Source organism: Amycolatopsis coloradensis, assembly GCF_001953865.1.
GTDB lineage: Bacteria > Actinomycetota > Actinomycetes > Mycobacteriales > Pseudonocardiaceae > Amycolatopsis > Amycolatopsis coloradensis.
Window position 1 is genome coordinate 273,038 of the sequence record NZ_MQUQ01000006.1, and the last position, 14,453, is coordinate 287,490.

The 14,453-nt window shown below is 67.2% G+C and carries 9 protein-coding genes; 6 read left to right on the forward strand and 3 right to left on the reverse strand.

Going from position 1 to position 14,453, the window contains the following annotated elements; translation table 11 throughout:
- Positions 1 to 224: 224 nt before the first annotated feature.
- The 3 genes from BS329_RS14640 to BS329_RS14650 all read right to left on the reverse strand — a co-directional run bounded on the left by BS329_RS14640 (position 225) and on the right by BS329_RS14650 (position 7,734).
- Entirely contained in the window at positions 225 to 5,105 is a 4,881-nt protein-coding gene (locus BS329_RS14640) for a DNA repair ATPase (RefSeq protein ID WP_076160781.1), read from the reverse strand.
- On the reverse strand, positions 5,102 to 7,048 hold the full coding sequence (locus BS329_RS14645) for a flotillin family protein (RefSeq protein WP_244197156.1): 1,947 nt from the start codon (positions 7,046 to 7,048) through the stop codon (positions 5,102 to 5,104). Before BS329_RS14645 ends, BS329_RS14640 begins: the two co-directional genes overlap by 4 nt.
- Before the next feature lie 80 nt (positions 7,049 to 7,128).
- Positions 7,129 to 7,734: a hypothetical protein gene (locus BS329_RS14650; protein ID WP_244197157.1), complete on the reverse strand. Its 606-nt coding sequence runs from the start codon at positions 7,732 to 7,734 to the stop codon at positions 7,129 to 7,131.
- Between the two features lie 668 nt (positions 7,735 to 8,402).
- On the opposite strand from BS329_RS14650, the gene BS329_RS14655 reads away from it, so the two are divergent.
- The 6 genes from BS329_RS14655 to BS329_RS14680 all read left to right on the forward strand — a co-directional run bounded on the left by BS329_RS14655 (position 8,403) and on the right by BS329_RS14680 (position 14,444).
- On the forward strand, positions 8,403 to 8,717 hold the full coding sequence (locus BS329_RS14655; protein WP_244197158.1) for a hypothetical protein: 315 nt from the start codon (positions 8,403 to 8,405) through the stop codon (positions 8,715 to 8,717).
- Positions 8,718 to 8,740: 23 nt separating this feature from the next.
- Positions 8,741 to 10,840 (forward strand): (Fe-S)-binding protein, encoded by a 2,100-nt coding sequence (locus BS329_RS14660; protein ID WP_076160792.1) that lies wholly within the window; start codon positions 8,741 to 8,743, stop codon positions 10,838 to 10,840.
- 48 nt (positions 10,841 to 10,888) lie between these two features.
- Positions 10,889 to 11,809 (forward strand): metal ABC transporter substrate-binding protein, encoded by a 921-nt coding sequence (locus tag BS329_RS14665; RefSeq protein WP_076160794.1) that lies wholly within the window; start codon positions 10,889 to 10,891, stop codon positions 11,807 to 11,809.
- On the forward strand, positions 11,806 to 12,549 hold the full coding sequence (locus tag BS329_RS14670; protein ID WP_076160796.1) for a metal ABC transporter ATP-binding protein: 744 nt from the start codon (positions 11,806 to 11,808) through the stop codon (positions 12,547 to 12,549). The genes BS329_RS14665 and BS329_RS14670 overlap by 4 nt, the downstream gene beginning before the upstream one ends.
- Entirely contained in the window at positions 12,546 to 13,430 is an 885-nt protein-coding gene (locus BS329_RS14675; protein WP_076160799.1) for a metal ABC transporter permease, read from the forward strand. The genes BS329_RS14670 and BS329_RS14675 overlap by 4 nt, the downstream gene beginning before the upstream one ends.
- A 198-nt stretch (positions 13,431 to 13,628) precedes the next feature.
- Positions 13,629 to 14,444: an ABC transporter ATP-binding protein gene (locus BS329_RS14680; RefSeq protein ID WP_076160802.1), complete on the forward strand. Its 816-nt coding sequence runs from the start codon at positions 13,629 to 13,631 to the stop codon at positions 14,442 to 14,444.
- The last annotated feature ends 9 nt before the right edge of the window (positions 14,445 to 14,453 follow it).

Here is a 14,453-nt window from a genome sequence, read left to right on the forward strand (position 1 = left end):
AAAACCGTACAACCGGCCACCGACACTTTGGGGCCTCGCGGCACCCTCGACCATCGCCGATTTCCGGCAACGGTCTCCAGAGCGCTCCTTGGAGACCACACCAGCAGGATGCGGTCCAGTTCCCCGGTATCCATGGGGCCGTCATTGCCGTTTTTCGACGACGTGAGGAAAATAAGGCGGGGTCTCGTGAATGACAAAAACCTTGCCACTCACGAGATCCGGCCTCACATCACTTCGCGCACGACCATCCGTTCCGAAGCCCGCTCGATGGCCGCTTCCACCGCACCGACCCGGTCCGCCAGCAGGCCCACCGCGCCGACCGCCCGGCTCATCGGGTCCTCGTCGTCCCCGCCGAGCGCCTGCGCCCGCAGATAGGCCGCCTTCACGTCGGCCCACCGTTGCGCCTGTTCGTCACTCAGCCGTCCACGCAATTCCGCCAGCTTGAGCAGGTTGGCCTCGGCGCCCGAGGTCAGCGTCTGCGCTTCACCGGCGTAGTGGTCGTCGATCAGGGCTTCCAATTCGGCGTCGTTCATCGCGGGCACGATCCGGCCCGCGAGTTTGTTCATGTTCCGGTACGAACCCTGCAACTGGAACGGCGGTTCGACCCGGGACGCGTCCGCCTGCGCCGCCGAAGCGATGTAGGCCTGGTTGTTCTTCAGCACGATCCGCTGAATCCGGATCAGTTTCCGCAGTACAGCGAGGATCTGCTCCAGTTCGGTCGCCGAGTACGCGTGCTTCAGCTGATCCGCCCGGACGGCGCCGTCGCCGCGGGCCAGTCGCACCAGGATGTCCACATCGGACCGTTCGCGGGAGACCAGTGGTGCCAGCACGGTGTTCGCGGTGAGCGAGTTCTCGACGTAGCTCAGCGCGAACAGGCCTTCCTTACCCGACAGGACATCGCCGAGGTTCCACACGTCGGCACGGTTGGCGAGCATGTCCGGGATCCGGAACCGCTTGCCCTGCTCGGTGTACGGGTTACCGGCCATGCAGACCGCGAACCGCTTGCCGCGCAGGTCATAGGTCCGCGTCCGGCCTTCCCACACGCCTTCCATCCGCCGCTGCGCGTCGCACAGCGAGATGAACTTCTGCAACAGCTCCGGTGACGTGTGCTGGATGTCGTCCAGGTACAGCAGCACGTTGTTGCCCTGCTCCAGCGCGAACGAGATCTTTTCGACCTCCTGCCGCGCGGTCGCGTTGGGCGCGTCCGCCGGATCCACCGACGTGACGTCGTGCCCGAGCGCCGGCCCGTTCACCTTGACGAACACCAAGCCGAGACGGCTCGCGACGTACTCCATGAGCGTCGTCTTGCCGTACCCGGGCGGCGAGATGAGCAGCAGCAGGCCGGACTGGTCGGTGCGCCGGGCATCGCCGGTCGCCCCGAGCTGCTTGGCGAGATTGTCGCCGATCAACGGCAGATAGACCTCGTCGAGCAGCCTGTTGCGCACGAAGGCGCTCATCACCTTCGGTTTGTACTCCGTCAGCCTCAGCCTGTCCCGCTCGGCCGCCACCAGTTCGTTGCGCTTCCGCTGGTAGGCCCGGAAACCCGGCACCCGGTCACGCCGGAATCGCCCAGTCCTGGCCAGCGTCTCGTCGAGCCGCAGGGTCAGTGACCGGTTGACGATCCGCGGATGCGAACCAAGCAGACCGTCCACAGTGGCCGAAAGCTCCGCCGACGAATCGTAGCGGGGCAGGTCGGCCAGTTCGATCGCGACGGCTTCCGCCAGTTCGTCGGCAGGCAAGCCCGCTGAGTCCACAAAGGACCTCAGCCAGGCTTCGGCGAGCTGGTGACGGTCGGCGAGGTCTTCGAGTGCGCGCAGGTCTTCGGCGAAGCTGCGCCTGTCAAGCCGGAACTTGTCGAGCAAGGCCCGCGCGCCGCCGCTGGTGACGAACCCCGGCGAAGCGTCGGCCAGTTCCTCCAACAGGTACTCACCGGCGAATTCGAGGTCCAGCGCGAGCCCGGACGATTCGCTGAACCCGGCCATCGCTTCGGCGAACTCCCGCGCCAGCGCGTCGATCGCCGTGGTGTGCCCGAACGCCTCCCGCACCCGCGCGAGCGACGCCGCACGTGTCGTCCACGCGGACTTCGCCGATTCTTCCGCGCCGAACGCCCAGAACAGCTGAGCGGCCGCCCTCGCGGCAGGCGGATACCGCAGCAACCCGGCCCCGGAACGCAGCCGCAGCAACGCGGACAGGATCGCGGCGGCATCGTGGTCGTGCACACCGCGCGCGTAGCCCTCGTCGTACCGGTCCCCCGCGGCGGGCCGGACGACCTCGAGCAGATCGGTCTCCGGCAGTTCCGGCTTTTCGAGCAGGATCGACGTCGCCAGGTACTCGGCGCGATAAACCTCGGGCGACTCCGAGACCAGCAACTGGTCCCAGTACGGCCGTGTCGCTTCGAACGACTCGTCCCGCACGGGTGACCGATAGTCGGTCCCGGTGATCGCGAACTTCATCCCGCCGTCGTGCGGCACCAGGGTGAGGTCGATGTCCTGGGTGTTGACCGCGAAGGTGTTGCGGCCGAGGCGAATCGTCTCCCCGCCCTCGCCGTACAGGTCGAGCCGGTCGCGCAGCGCGCGGCCCGCTTCCTGGCGGGCGGCCTTGACCCGGCCTTCGAGTTCTTCGGCCCGCACCTGGTCACCGAGGTCGCGCAGTTCGGCGACGACGCTGCGCAGCTTCGCGACCATCGGATCGGAGGCGAAATAAGTGTTGATCTCATCGACCGAACCGAGCGTGCCGACCCGCCGGGTCACGCTCGTGAGGATCCGCTCGGCCGAGTCGACCAGCCTGTCCGCGCGGCGTGCCCGCTCGTCGAGCAGTGCCTGCTTGCGCGAGGAGAACGCCTCGTAGACGTCCGTGCGCTTCTCGCCGAGCGAAACCAGGAAGTCGTCGAACTCGCCGAACCGCGATTCGAGGTTTTCCAGCTGTAGCAGCAATCTGCCGAGCTGTTCGTCACAACGGTCCGGAGTGTCCGCGACCGCGAGCCCACCGGTGATGGCCTGCGCCAGCAACGCGAACTCGGCCGCGAACTCCGCCCGGCCCTCGGTCTCCAGCAGTTCCTTGCGCCGCGCTTCGAGGGTGGCCCTGGCGCGGTTGACCCCGCCGATGACCTCGCCGACGCGTTCGAGGATCTTCGTCCGCACCACGGCGTCCGCGATCTCCAGCCCGCCGACGACGTCGGTGAGGACTTCGAGGCCACCGGACTGCTCATCGAGTCTTTCCGCGACCGGGACCGCCTCCGCGACGGTCGCGATGGCGCCCGCGGCCTCGATCAGCCCGTCGACCTCGGCGTGGTAGCTCGTGAACGCGTCTTCGCCCTGAAGGAACCGGACTGCGCGCTGAGCGGCCTCGCCGAACTCCGTGTCGAGGTCCGCGATCAGCTTGTCCACGCGACCGGTGTCGACATACCGCAGTTCCCGCACGGTGACGAGGTGTCCCCGCGCGCGGTGCATTTCGGCGAGCCTGCGCACCCACGCGTCGGCGGCGTCGAGCGCCTCGCCCCGCACCCTCCGCACGAGCGAAGCGGTTTCGGCGGCCGCCTCTTCGACGGCTTCGGCCGCCTGCGTGGTGAGCGAGGTGACCGTTTCGAACTCGTCGAGCACCTGCTCGGCGGTGACCCGGACGTCCGACAACGGCGACCGCAGATCGCCGAGTTCGGCTTCGCCGAGCCAGTGGTAGTGATCGAAAACCCTTGCGCAAGCCGCGATCAAGGCCTCGAACACGGCCACCGACGGCGCCATGTCCTCGATCATCCGGCCGATCGAGAGGCAGTCGGAGATCCCGCGGACCAGATCCGCGTTGCCGACCCGCTCCAGCGGGCCCGTCCCGGCCGGCTGCGACGCGGCATAGGTGTCCGACTGGAACGGCGTCCGCCACACCTGCATCGGGTGCACCCGGCTCGGCTCGTCGGACATCGCCCGGAACAGCACCATCGTGCCGTCGTCGAACAGCGAATACCCGTGGCACGGGATCGGATTCGAGACCTCTTTGCGGATCACGTTGTACGGCAGGAGAAGCGAGCGCCCCTCGGCCCGCGCGTGGAAGACGTAGAGCACGTCCTCCCCGTTGGGCGAGCGGATCACGCGCTCGAATTCGAGACCGTCCACGGTGGTGTCGAACGTCTTGCTGACACCGGTGTCGAGGTAGTAGCCGCCAGGGAAGATGATCCCGTGGTCCTCGGGCAGCCGCTGGCACGCCTGCCCGATCCCGTCGAGGCGCACCACGTCCCGCGTGCGGGTGTTGAACACCAGGTACCGGTGCTCGGTCTCCTTGTACGGCAGCACCCGCAGCAGGACCAGCGGACCGATCCTGGCGTAGGAGACCTCGGCGTCGACCAGGCTTTGCAACGGCTCGGCGACCGGCTCGGAGTAGACGCCCTCGCCGCTTTCGGTGTTGTTCTCGACCTTGATCGTCAGGTTGCCGCCGACGGTCTCGACGAACACCTCGTCCTCGATCGAGATATGCGGGTGCCGTCCGAGAACGTGCTGCTCACGACTGGTCTCGATCCATTCGAAGTCGTGCGACGGCGGGAAGACGTGGTCGCGTTCGCCCCTGCTGTCCACATAGGACACCGTGCCGTCGGCGGCGATACCCCAGCGCAGCACCCGGATGTCCTCGGTCCGCGGACCGATCTGGAACACCGCGAGCAGTTTGCCCTCGACCCGCCGCAGTTGCAGCAGCTTCGCCTGCCGGTAGTACCGGTACAGCTCGGCGAAATCACGGACGAACCGCTCGTCGCGCAGCAGCCCCGGCAACTCTTCGGCGGGCACGTCGTCGAAGCGGAAGGCCTCTTCGTCGTGACTGAACCCATGCACCGAGAAGACGTCGTCGACCGTCGTCTCGGGTTTGAGCCCGATGAAGACGTTGTAGCCGAACAACATCCGCCCGCCGACCGACACGACGTCCCGCGGCACGCAGTTGTTCGCGGTGCGGATCCGTTCCGTGCCGATCAGCGCGAGTTGCGCGCTGCCGAAGACACCCAGCCGTGCCGTGTTGAGTTCGTCCGCGCGTTTCGCCAGCTCGGCGGCCTGTGCGGCGAGCCGGACGCGGAGCACCTCGTAGGTGCCCGCGTCCAGCTCGGATCCTGCCGCCGGTTCGGTCGCCGTCACTGCTTCGCGGGGGCGAGGGCGGCGACCGACGTCTCGGCCAGGCCGAGCCGCTGCGCCACGGACATCAGCTCACGCAGCTTGTCGCTGTCCGGGCCGCCCGCCTGCAACTGCTTGGTCAGGAAGGCCGAGAGCGTCAGGTTCTTCACGTCCTCGGTGCCCACCGCGCCGAGCATCTTCGTCAGGTCGTCGGTGAAGCTGCCCGAACCGTCGAGCCACGACTTCCCGAGCGTCTGGACGACGTCCGAGTGCTCCACGAACCCGTCCACGCTCTTGCCGAGCCCGATCGAGCCGATCACCTTCTCGAAGAACATGGTCTCACCGCCGACGATGTCGATGTCGGCCTTCTCCAGCCCGATGCCGAGAACCGTGGCCTGTGCCTCGGCGACCTCACGCTGCACGGTGAGCGCGGCGAGCCGGATCTCCTTCTCCGCCTCCAGGCGCAGGCGGTACTCCTCGTGCTGGCGGCTGGCGGTGTCGAGCGCGGCCATCGCGGCGGCCTTCTCGGTGAGACCTTCGGCCTCGCCCTTGAGCTTGTCGCGCATCCCGTCGGCGAGCACGATCGCCTTTTCGCGTTCGACGATCGCCTCGGCGCGGCCGACCTTCTCCAGCGCGTCGGCGTCACGTTCCTTGACCTGCGCCGCGGCCAGCCCGATGGCGGCCTCCTCGGCCTGGATGCCTTCCGCCAGGCGGATCCTCGCGCGGGTGTCCAGTTCGGCGGCCTGCTGACGCGCTTCGGCCAGCGTCAGTTCCTCGCGCGCCTTGTGCTTCGACGCCACCTCGGCGGCTTCCGCGGCCTTGATGTCCTTGACGAGGTTTTCCTGCGCTTCCGCCTCGGCCCGGATGATGATGGCCGAGCGCTGACGCTCCGCCTCTTCGACGACGCGGAGCTTCTTGATGTTCTCTTCCTGCTCCGCCACGGTCTTCTCGACCGCGATCCGCTCCCGGATCACCTCGGCGATGGACCGCTTCTCGGTCTCGACTTCCTTGTCCTTGGCGATACGGGACAGTTCGGTCTCGCGTTCGCGGCCGATGACCTCGAGCAACCGGTCCTTTTCGATGCGCTCGCTCTCGATGGCGATGACGCGTTCGCGGTTCTTGCCCGCGACCTCGATCTCACGCTGCTGGTTCTGGTGCTGGATGCCGAGCTGCTCGTCGGTGCGCAGCCCCGCGGCCTGCGACTTGAGCCGCTCCTCCGCCTGCACCTTGGCGATCTCGGCCTCTTCGCGGGCCCGCATGGTCTCGACCTCGCGGTTCTGCTTGATCTCCGCGTCGGCCTGCCGCCGCTCCAGTTCGAGGATCGCCTCCCGGGCGTCCACGTTCTGGCGGGTGATCTCTTTCTCCTCGCTGCGGCGGAACTCGTTGGTGCGCACGTGCTCGATCGCGGTCAGCTCGGTGATCTTGCGGATACCCTGCGCGTCGAGGATGTTCGCGGAATCGAGCTGCGCCATCGGCGTCTGCTCGAGGTAGTCGATGGCCGCGTCTTCGAGGCTGTAGCCGTTGAGGTCGGTGCCGATGACGCGGATGATCTGGTCGCGGAACTCGTGGCGTTTCGTGTAGAGATCCACGAAGTCGAGCTGCTTTCCGACGGTTTTCAACGCCTCGGAGAACTTGGCGTTGAACAGTTCCTGGAGCGTCGCCTCGTGGCTCGCGCGTTCGGTGCCGATCGCCTGCGCGACCTTGATCACGTCCTCGACGGTCTTGTTGACCCGGACGAAGAACGAGATCCGGATGTCGGCGCGGATGTTGTCCCGGCAGATCAGGCCTTCACGGCCGGTGCGGGTGATCTCCATCGCCTTGACCGAGGTGTCCATGATCTCGGCCTTGTGCAGCACCGGAAGGACGATCGCGCCGGTGAACGTGACGTCCACCCTGCGGACCTTCGAGATGATCAGTGCCTTCCCCTGCGGCACCTTCTTGAACAACCTGGTGATCGTGAAGAGCAAGACCAGGAGGATGACAACTATCACGGCGATCAGAACGCCGGCCCCCACGCTGATGGCACCCATAGTGTTCCTTTTCTGCTTCAGATGTCCAAGGACTCGACCCAGAAGAACTCGCCTTCGGAGTCGTAGTCATAGAGAACTACGCGGCTCCCCGCGGTTAGGTTGCCTTGCCCCGCCTGCCGAACGTCCACAATGGCCGTCGACCCGTCGGCGGCGGCGACTTCGGCCTGGCCGAAGTCATGGGTCACCGACGAGGTGCGAATGACCGCGGCGCGACCCACGAAATCTCGTCTGCTGGGTTCTTTCGCGGGACCGAAAACGCGACGCAGCGGCACCACGATCACCCGCGTCCCGAGTGTGCCGAGGACGAGTGCGACGGCGAGCACGCCGGCGCCGAACCCGATCCTCGCGGGTGTCGAAAGCTCCAAGTCATCGAGAAGAACCGTCCCTGCCAGGCTGGCGAACCAGGTGAATGCGATCAGCGAAGAGAGCGAAATGGACAGCGGGACCCCGCCGAAGCCCGCCAGGAGCCCTTCGCCGCCGTCGAAGTCTTCGGTGTCGACGGCGCCGAACAGTGCCAGCAGCCAGTAGCCGATCACCACGATCAGCAGGAAGCTGAAGAGCACGGCCGGAAACCCCAGAGCCGCGGTGACGAACCCGCCCATCGCCGTCGTTCCTTCCCCCATTACCCCGAGTCAGGACTATAACCAGCGCGTGACGCTCGCCGGGCCGTTTTCGGCTACGAGTGGGTCACGGTGTGCGGAAGCGTGCGGGGGCCCGGCCACCCCCGGTGCAAGTAGTCCTCTAGTTGCGGGATGGGAGGACCCTCACCGCCGCAAGTAGTCGACTACTTGCGGAAGGGAGCGCACTCACCGCCGCAAGTAGTCCTCTAGTTGCGGGATGGGAGGACACTCACCGCCGCAAGTAGTCGACTACTTGCGAAAGGGAGGGCGACGCGGGGGACCGGCCGGGTCCGGCCCCGCCGGGCGTCGCGAAAGCCACTTTCGGGACATCTGATGTCCCGAAAGTGGCTTTCGCGACATGCCCGGTGCGGGTGGTGTGGTCAGGGAGGGTTCCGCGACCCACCGCACACGAGACTCAAGCGGCTGCGGAGTGTTACGCCGACCGGCGGCTTCGAAGCCATCCGGTTGGACCTGTCGCGCCGTCGAAGCGGGCCCTACTCTCCAGTATTGAGAGTGACACAGGACACACCACGGTCTTGGGAGGCTCCATGGGGTGGCACGTTCGCGAAACGATCGACGAGGATCGACGCGAACGGCGAATCCGCCATGTCACCCGATGCCTGAGTTGCACGCTCATTTGTGTCCATTGTGGACTACCTGCGCGATTCTCGGTGCCCGCGGGGCATCCCGGCCTCGGCGTCGTCGAGCACCTCCCCGGCGCGACCACCCCCGGCCTTCCGGATCTGGCTTTGCTGCACCGGTTCTGCCGGGACAATCTCGCCGCGGAGCCGGGTGTCGCGCTCAGACGCGCCTATCTCGGACTGGCGACCGAACTCTTCGAAACGGGGCGGCGGATCCGCCGTCACCGGAGACTCGGCGTGCACCCACCACGGCCGGGGCACCTCGAAACCTACCGAAAACGGTGGCGAGTGGCCAAAATGCGGTACGCCTGCAAGGCGTGCCGGTACTACACCGGCTCTCACTGAGCCGATTCTCCCCCGGAGGACTCGTGCTCGTTCGTCTCATCCTCGGTCTGCTCATCACGGTCGTCGGACTCGGTTTCGCCGCCCGCCGCGCCGCCTGGCTCTACCGCCTGATCCGGTCCGGCCAGCCGGACGAAAAACGCTCGGACGTCATGGCCGTCCGCGCGAAGACGCACCTGGCCGAAGTGTTCGGGCAGCGCAAGCTGCTGAAGTGGTCCGTCCCCGGGCTCGCGCATCTGTTCACGTTCTGGGGCTTCGTGATCCTCGGCTCGGTGTACGTCGAGGCGTACGGCGCCCTGTTCGACCACGACTTCCACATCCCGCTCATCGGGCACTGGGCGGTGCTGGGCTTCCTCCAGGACTTCATCGCGGTCGCGGTGGTCGCCTCGCTCGTGGTCTTCGCGATCATCCGGATCCGCCAGGCGCCGGAACGCAAGGAACGCGCATCGCGGTTCTTCGGCTCGCACACCGGCGGCGCCTGGTTGATCCTGTTCATGATCTTCAACGTGATCTGGACGATGTTCCTCTTCCGGGGCGCGTCGGCGGCGGTCGGTGTCTTCCCGTACGAGTCGGGCGCGTGGGTTTCCCTTGGCGTGGGCGAACTCCTGGAACCGCTGGGCGCCTCGGTCACCGAGCCGCTGGAGACCGTCGGGCTGCTGCTGCACATCGGCGTGATGCTGGCGTTCCTGTCGATCGTGCTCTATTCCAAGCACTTGCACATCTTTCTGGCGCCGGTCAACGTCACCGCCAAACGGCTCCCGGACGCACTCGGCCCGCTGCTGCCGATGGAGTCGGCAGGCAAGCCGATCGACTTCGAGGATCCCGGCGAGGACGACACCTTCGGCCGCGGCAAGATCGAAGACTTCACCTGGAAGGGCATGCTCGACTTCGCCACCTGCACCGAATGCGGCCGTTGCCAGTCGCAGTGCCCGGCGTGGAACACCGGGAAGCCGTTGTCCCCCAAGCTGGTGATCATGGATCTGCGGGACCACCTCTTCGAGAAGGCGCCGTACATCCTGGACGGCAAGGAGGCCCCCGAGGAGCGTCCGCTCGTCGGCACCAAGGAGGACAACGGCGTCATCGATCCGGACGTCCTCTGGTCATGCACCTCCTGCGGGGCGTGCGTCGAGCAGTGCCCGGTGGACATCGAGCACGTCGATCACATCGTCGACATGCGCCGCTACCAGGTGATGATCGAGTCAGCCTTCCCGAGCGAACTCGGCGTCCTGTTCAAAAACCTCGAGACCAAGGGAAATCCCTGGGGCCAGAACAATTCCGACCGCCTCGCCTGGACCAAGGACCTCGGCTTCGAGGTACCGATCTTCGACGGCGAACTCGCCGACGACGTGGAGTACGTCTACTGGGTCGGCTGCGCGGGCGCGTTCGACGACAACGCCCGCAAGACGGTCCGCGCCACCGCGGAACTGCTGCACCTGGCCGGGGTCGAGTACACGATCCTCGGCACCGACGAGTCCTGCACCGGCGACCCTGCCCGCCGCTCCGGCAACGAGTTCCTCTTCCAGATGCTCGCGCAGCAGACCGTCGAGACGCTGAACGCGGTGTTCGAGGGCCGCGAACCCGGCACGCGCAAGATCGTCACCACCTGCCCGCACTGTCTCAACACGCTCGGCCGCGAGTACCCGCAACTCGACGGGCACTACGAGGTCCTGCACCACACGCAACTGCTGAACCGCCTGGTCCGTGCCAAGAAGCTGACCCCGGTCAAACCTGTCGACGCCGGCCCGGCGACCTACCACGACCCGTGTTATCTCGGCCGCCACAACAAGATCTACGAGCCGCCGCGCGAACTCGTCGGCGCGACCGGTGCCACGCTCAGCGAGATGCCCCGGCACGCCGACCGCTCGCTGTGCTGCGGCGCCGGTGGCGCGCGGATGTGGATGGAGGAGCAGATCGGCAAGCGCATCAACCTCGAACGCGTCGACGAGGCGCTCGGCACGGACGCCGAAACGATCGTCACCGGCTGCCCGTTCTGCCGCGTGATGCTGAACGACGGCCTCGTCCAGCGGCAGAGCGAGCAGCGTGGCGAGAACGTCACCGTGCGCGACGTCTCCCAGCTCCTGCTGGAAACGGTGAAAGAGAAGAACCGGACCCCCACCGAGATTTGAGGCACACGTGAGTTGGAAGTTCGGTGCGCCGAACTCTAGACTCAGGAGATGGCGAATCCGTTCAAGACCGTCTGCGCGCTGGCGGCGTCCGCGCTCGTCCTGTCCGCGTGCGGTGGCGCGGGCAACGAAGCGAGCGGCGACGACAAACGTCCGGTGGTGCTGACCACGTTCACGGTGCTGGCGGACATCGCCTCGAACGTCGCGGGCGACAAGCTCCGGGTCGAGTCGATCACCAAACCCGGCGCGGAGATCCACGGCTACGAGCCCACTCCGGACGACATCAAGAAGGCCGCGAAGGCGGACTTGATCCTCGACAACGGGCTGAACCTGGAGGCCTGGTTCGCGCGGTTCGTCTCCGAGAGCGACGCGCCGCACAAGGTGGTCAGCGAAGGCGTCGAGCCCATCGCCATCGGCGAAGACTCCTACAAGGGCAAGCCGAACCCGCACGCGTGGATGTCGCCGAAGAACGTCGGGATCTACGTGGACAACATGGTGAAGGCGTTCAGCGAGGTCTCCTCCGGCGACGCGGCCACGTTCAAGGCGAACGGTGACGCCTACAAGGCGAAACTGCAGGCCGTCCAGGACGAGATGACCGGTGCGCTGAGCGGGTTGCCGAAGAACGAACGCGCGCTCGTCACCTGCGAAGGCGCCTTCTCCTACCTGGCACGCGACACCGGTCTCACCGAGCAGTACATCTGGGCGGTCAACGCCGAACAGCAGGCGACGCCGCAGCAGATCACCCGCGCCATCGGATTCGTCAAGGAGAACAAGGTCCCCGCGGTGTTCTGCGAGTCGACCGTCTCCGACGCCCCGATGCGCCAGGTCGTCTCCGCGACCGGCGCCGCGTTCGGCGGCGTCCTCTACGTCGATTCCCTGTCCGGTCCCGAAGGCCCGGTGCCGACCTACCTCGACCTCATCCGCCACGACTCGAAGACGATCGTGGCCGCGCTCACCGGGGCGAAGCCGTGACCGCCGCGATCCGCGTCGAGGACGTCACCGTCCACTACGGTGAAGTCCTGGCCCTCGACGGTGTCGACGTCACGCTCGAACACGGCCGCGTCTGCGGTCTGGTCGGAATGAACGGCTCCGGCAAGTCGACGCTGTTCAAGACGGTCATGGGCATGGTCCGCCCGGACAGCGGCACGGTCACGGTCGACGGCGGCACGCCAGCCCGCGCCCGCAAGACCGGCGTGATCGGCTACGTGCCGCAGAGCGAAGACGTCGACTGGTCGTTCCCGCTGTCCGTGCGGGACGTCGTGATGACCGGCCGCTACGGACGTCTCGGATTCACCCGGCGTCCGCGCCGCGCCGACCACGAAGCCGTCGAGCAGGCGCTGGAGCGGGTCGAACTGACCGAACTCGCCGGCCGCCAGATCGGGCAGTTGTCCGGCGGGCAGCGCAAACGCGCGTTCGTCGCGCGTGGCATCGCGCAAGGCGCGCGCGTGCTGCTGCTGGACGAGCCGTTCGCCGGTGTCGACAAGCGTTCCGAAGCCACGATCACCCGGCTGCTCAAGGAACTCGCGGCCGACGGCGCCGCCGTCCTGATCTCGACCCACGATCTGCACGCCCTGCCCGGCCTCGCCGACGAGGCGATCCTGCTGATGCGCAAGGTGCTCGCGCACGGCTCCCCCGGCGAGGTGCTGCGGCCCGAAAACCTCGCGCTGGCCTTCGGGCTCGATGTCCTGCGACGGGAAGAGGAACCCGCGTGAGCTTCTACGACCTGTTGCTCGAACCGCTCTCCTATGACTTCATGGTGCGGGCGCTCGCGTCCACAGTGGTCGCTTCGACGGTCTGCGCGGTGCTTTCCTGCTGGCTGGTGCTGATCGGCTGGTCGCTGATGGGTGACGCCGTCTCGCACGCGGTGCTGCCCGGTGTCGTGCTCGCCTACATCGTCGGCGCGCCGTTCGCGCTGGGCGCCGTCGTGTTCGGTTTCCTCGCCGTGGCACTGATCGGCGTCGTCCGCGACACCAGCCGCGTCAAGGAGGACGCCGCGATCGGCATCGTGTTCACCACGTTGTTCGCGCTCGGCCTCGTGCTGATCTCGGTGACGCCGAGCCAGACCGATCTGAACCACATCATCTTCGGCAACCTGCTCGGCGTCGACACCTCGGATCTGATCCAGATCGGCATCCTCGGCGCGATCACCCTCGCCCTGCTGGTGCTCAAACGCCGCGATTTCACCTTGTACGCCTTCGATCCCACGCACGCGCACGCCATCGGGCTCACCCCGCGGCTGCTCGGCGCCGCGCTGCTCGGGCTGCTCGCGCTGACCTCGGTGGTGGCGTTGCAGGTGGTCGGCGTGATCCTGGTGGTGGCGATGCTGATCATCCCGGGCGCGACGGCGTATCTGCTGACCGACCGGTTCGGCCGCATGCTCGTGATCGCACCGTCGTTCTCGGTGCTCGCCGGGATGATCGGGCTGTACCTGAGCTACCACCTCGACACCGCCTCCGGCGGGATGATCGTGCTGGTGCAGGGCGCCGGCTTCACGCTGGTGTACCTGTTCGGGCCGCGGCAAGGGATCGTCGGGAAGCGGTTGGTCAAGCGCAGGCGGGAGGCGGCGGCGCCGAGCGCCCGCACGTCCTGGTAGGAGCCCGGGTCCATCCCGGCGAGCCCCAAGTACGTGAAGGCCCCCTTCATTGCGTCTAGCGCAATGAAGGGGGCCTTCACGTACTTGGGGGTGAGCAGGGCGCCGGTACCGAGTCGGCTGGGGTAACCGGGCGATCACCCCGCGCTCTGTGTCACTCACGACATCGGCCTGACCACGTGATTAGGTTAGGCTCCCCTCATGTCTACGGAAGACGCGCTGCTCACCGGCCATGACCTGGTGCTCGCGCACCAAGAGCGGGCCGTGGTGGACGGCGTGTCCCTGTCCCTGCGCGCCGGGACGGTGACCGCGCTGGTCGGGCCGAACGGCTCCGGCAAGTCGACGCTCCTGCGTTCGCTGGCGCGGCTGCACAAGCCCCGCGAGGGCCGTGTCCGGCTCGGCGACCGCACCGTCTGGGGAGCGAACGCGTTGTCCGGCAAGGAGTTCGCCCGCCAGGTCACGTTGCTGACCCAGCACCGGCCCACGCCGAGCGGGGTCTCCGTGCGTGACGTCGTCTCCTACGGCCGCTACCCGTACCGCTCGGGCTGGCGCGGGGTCGACGTCGACGGCGCCGCCGCGATCCGCCGCGCGATGGACCTGACCGGCGTGACGCTGATGGCCGAACGAGGGGTCGACGAACTCTCCGGCGGCGAACTCCAGCGTGTCTGGCTCGCGTCCTGTCTCGCCCAGCAGACCTCCGTGCTGCTGCTCGACGAGCCCACCAACCATCTCGACCTGCGCTACCAGGTCGAGATCCTCGACGTCGTCCGTGATCTCGCCAACGAAGGCGTCGCGGTCGGCGTGGTGCTCCACGACCTCGACCACGCGGCGATCATCGCCGACGAGGTCGTGCTGCTGAGCGAGGGAACCATCGTGGCCACGGGTGACATCGGGCAGGTGCTCACCACCGGGCACCTCTCCCAGGCCTACGGCGTCACCGTCCACGTCGCGAACGACCCGGTGACGGGCGCGATCCACTGCAGGCCACTCGGGCGGCATTCGCCCAGGCCCGCCTGAGAAAACCAG

What these genes read in the sequence shown, in the direction of transcription:
- BS329_RS14665 (WP_076160794.1), top strand. Translation starts at nt 10,889, where the DNA reads ATGGCGAATCCGTTCAAGACCGTCTGCGCGCTGGCGGCGTCCGCGCTC.
- BS329_RS14650 (WP_244197157.1), bottom strand. Translation starts at nt 7,734, where the DNA reads ATGGGGGAAGGAACGACGGCGATGGGCGGGTTCGTCACCGCGGCTCTG.
- BS329_RS14680 (WP_076160802.1), top strand. Translation starts at nt 13,629, where the DNA reads ATGTCTACGGAAGACGCGCTGCTCACCGGCCATGACCTGGTGCTCGCG.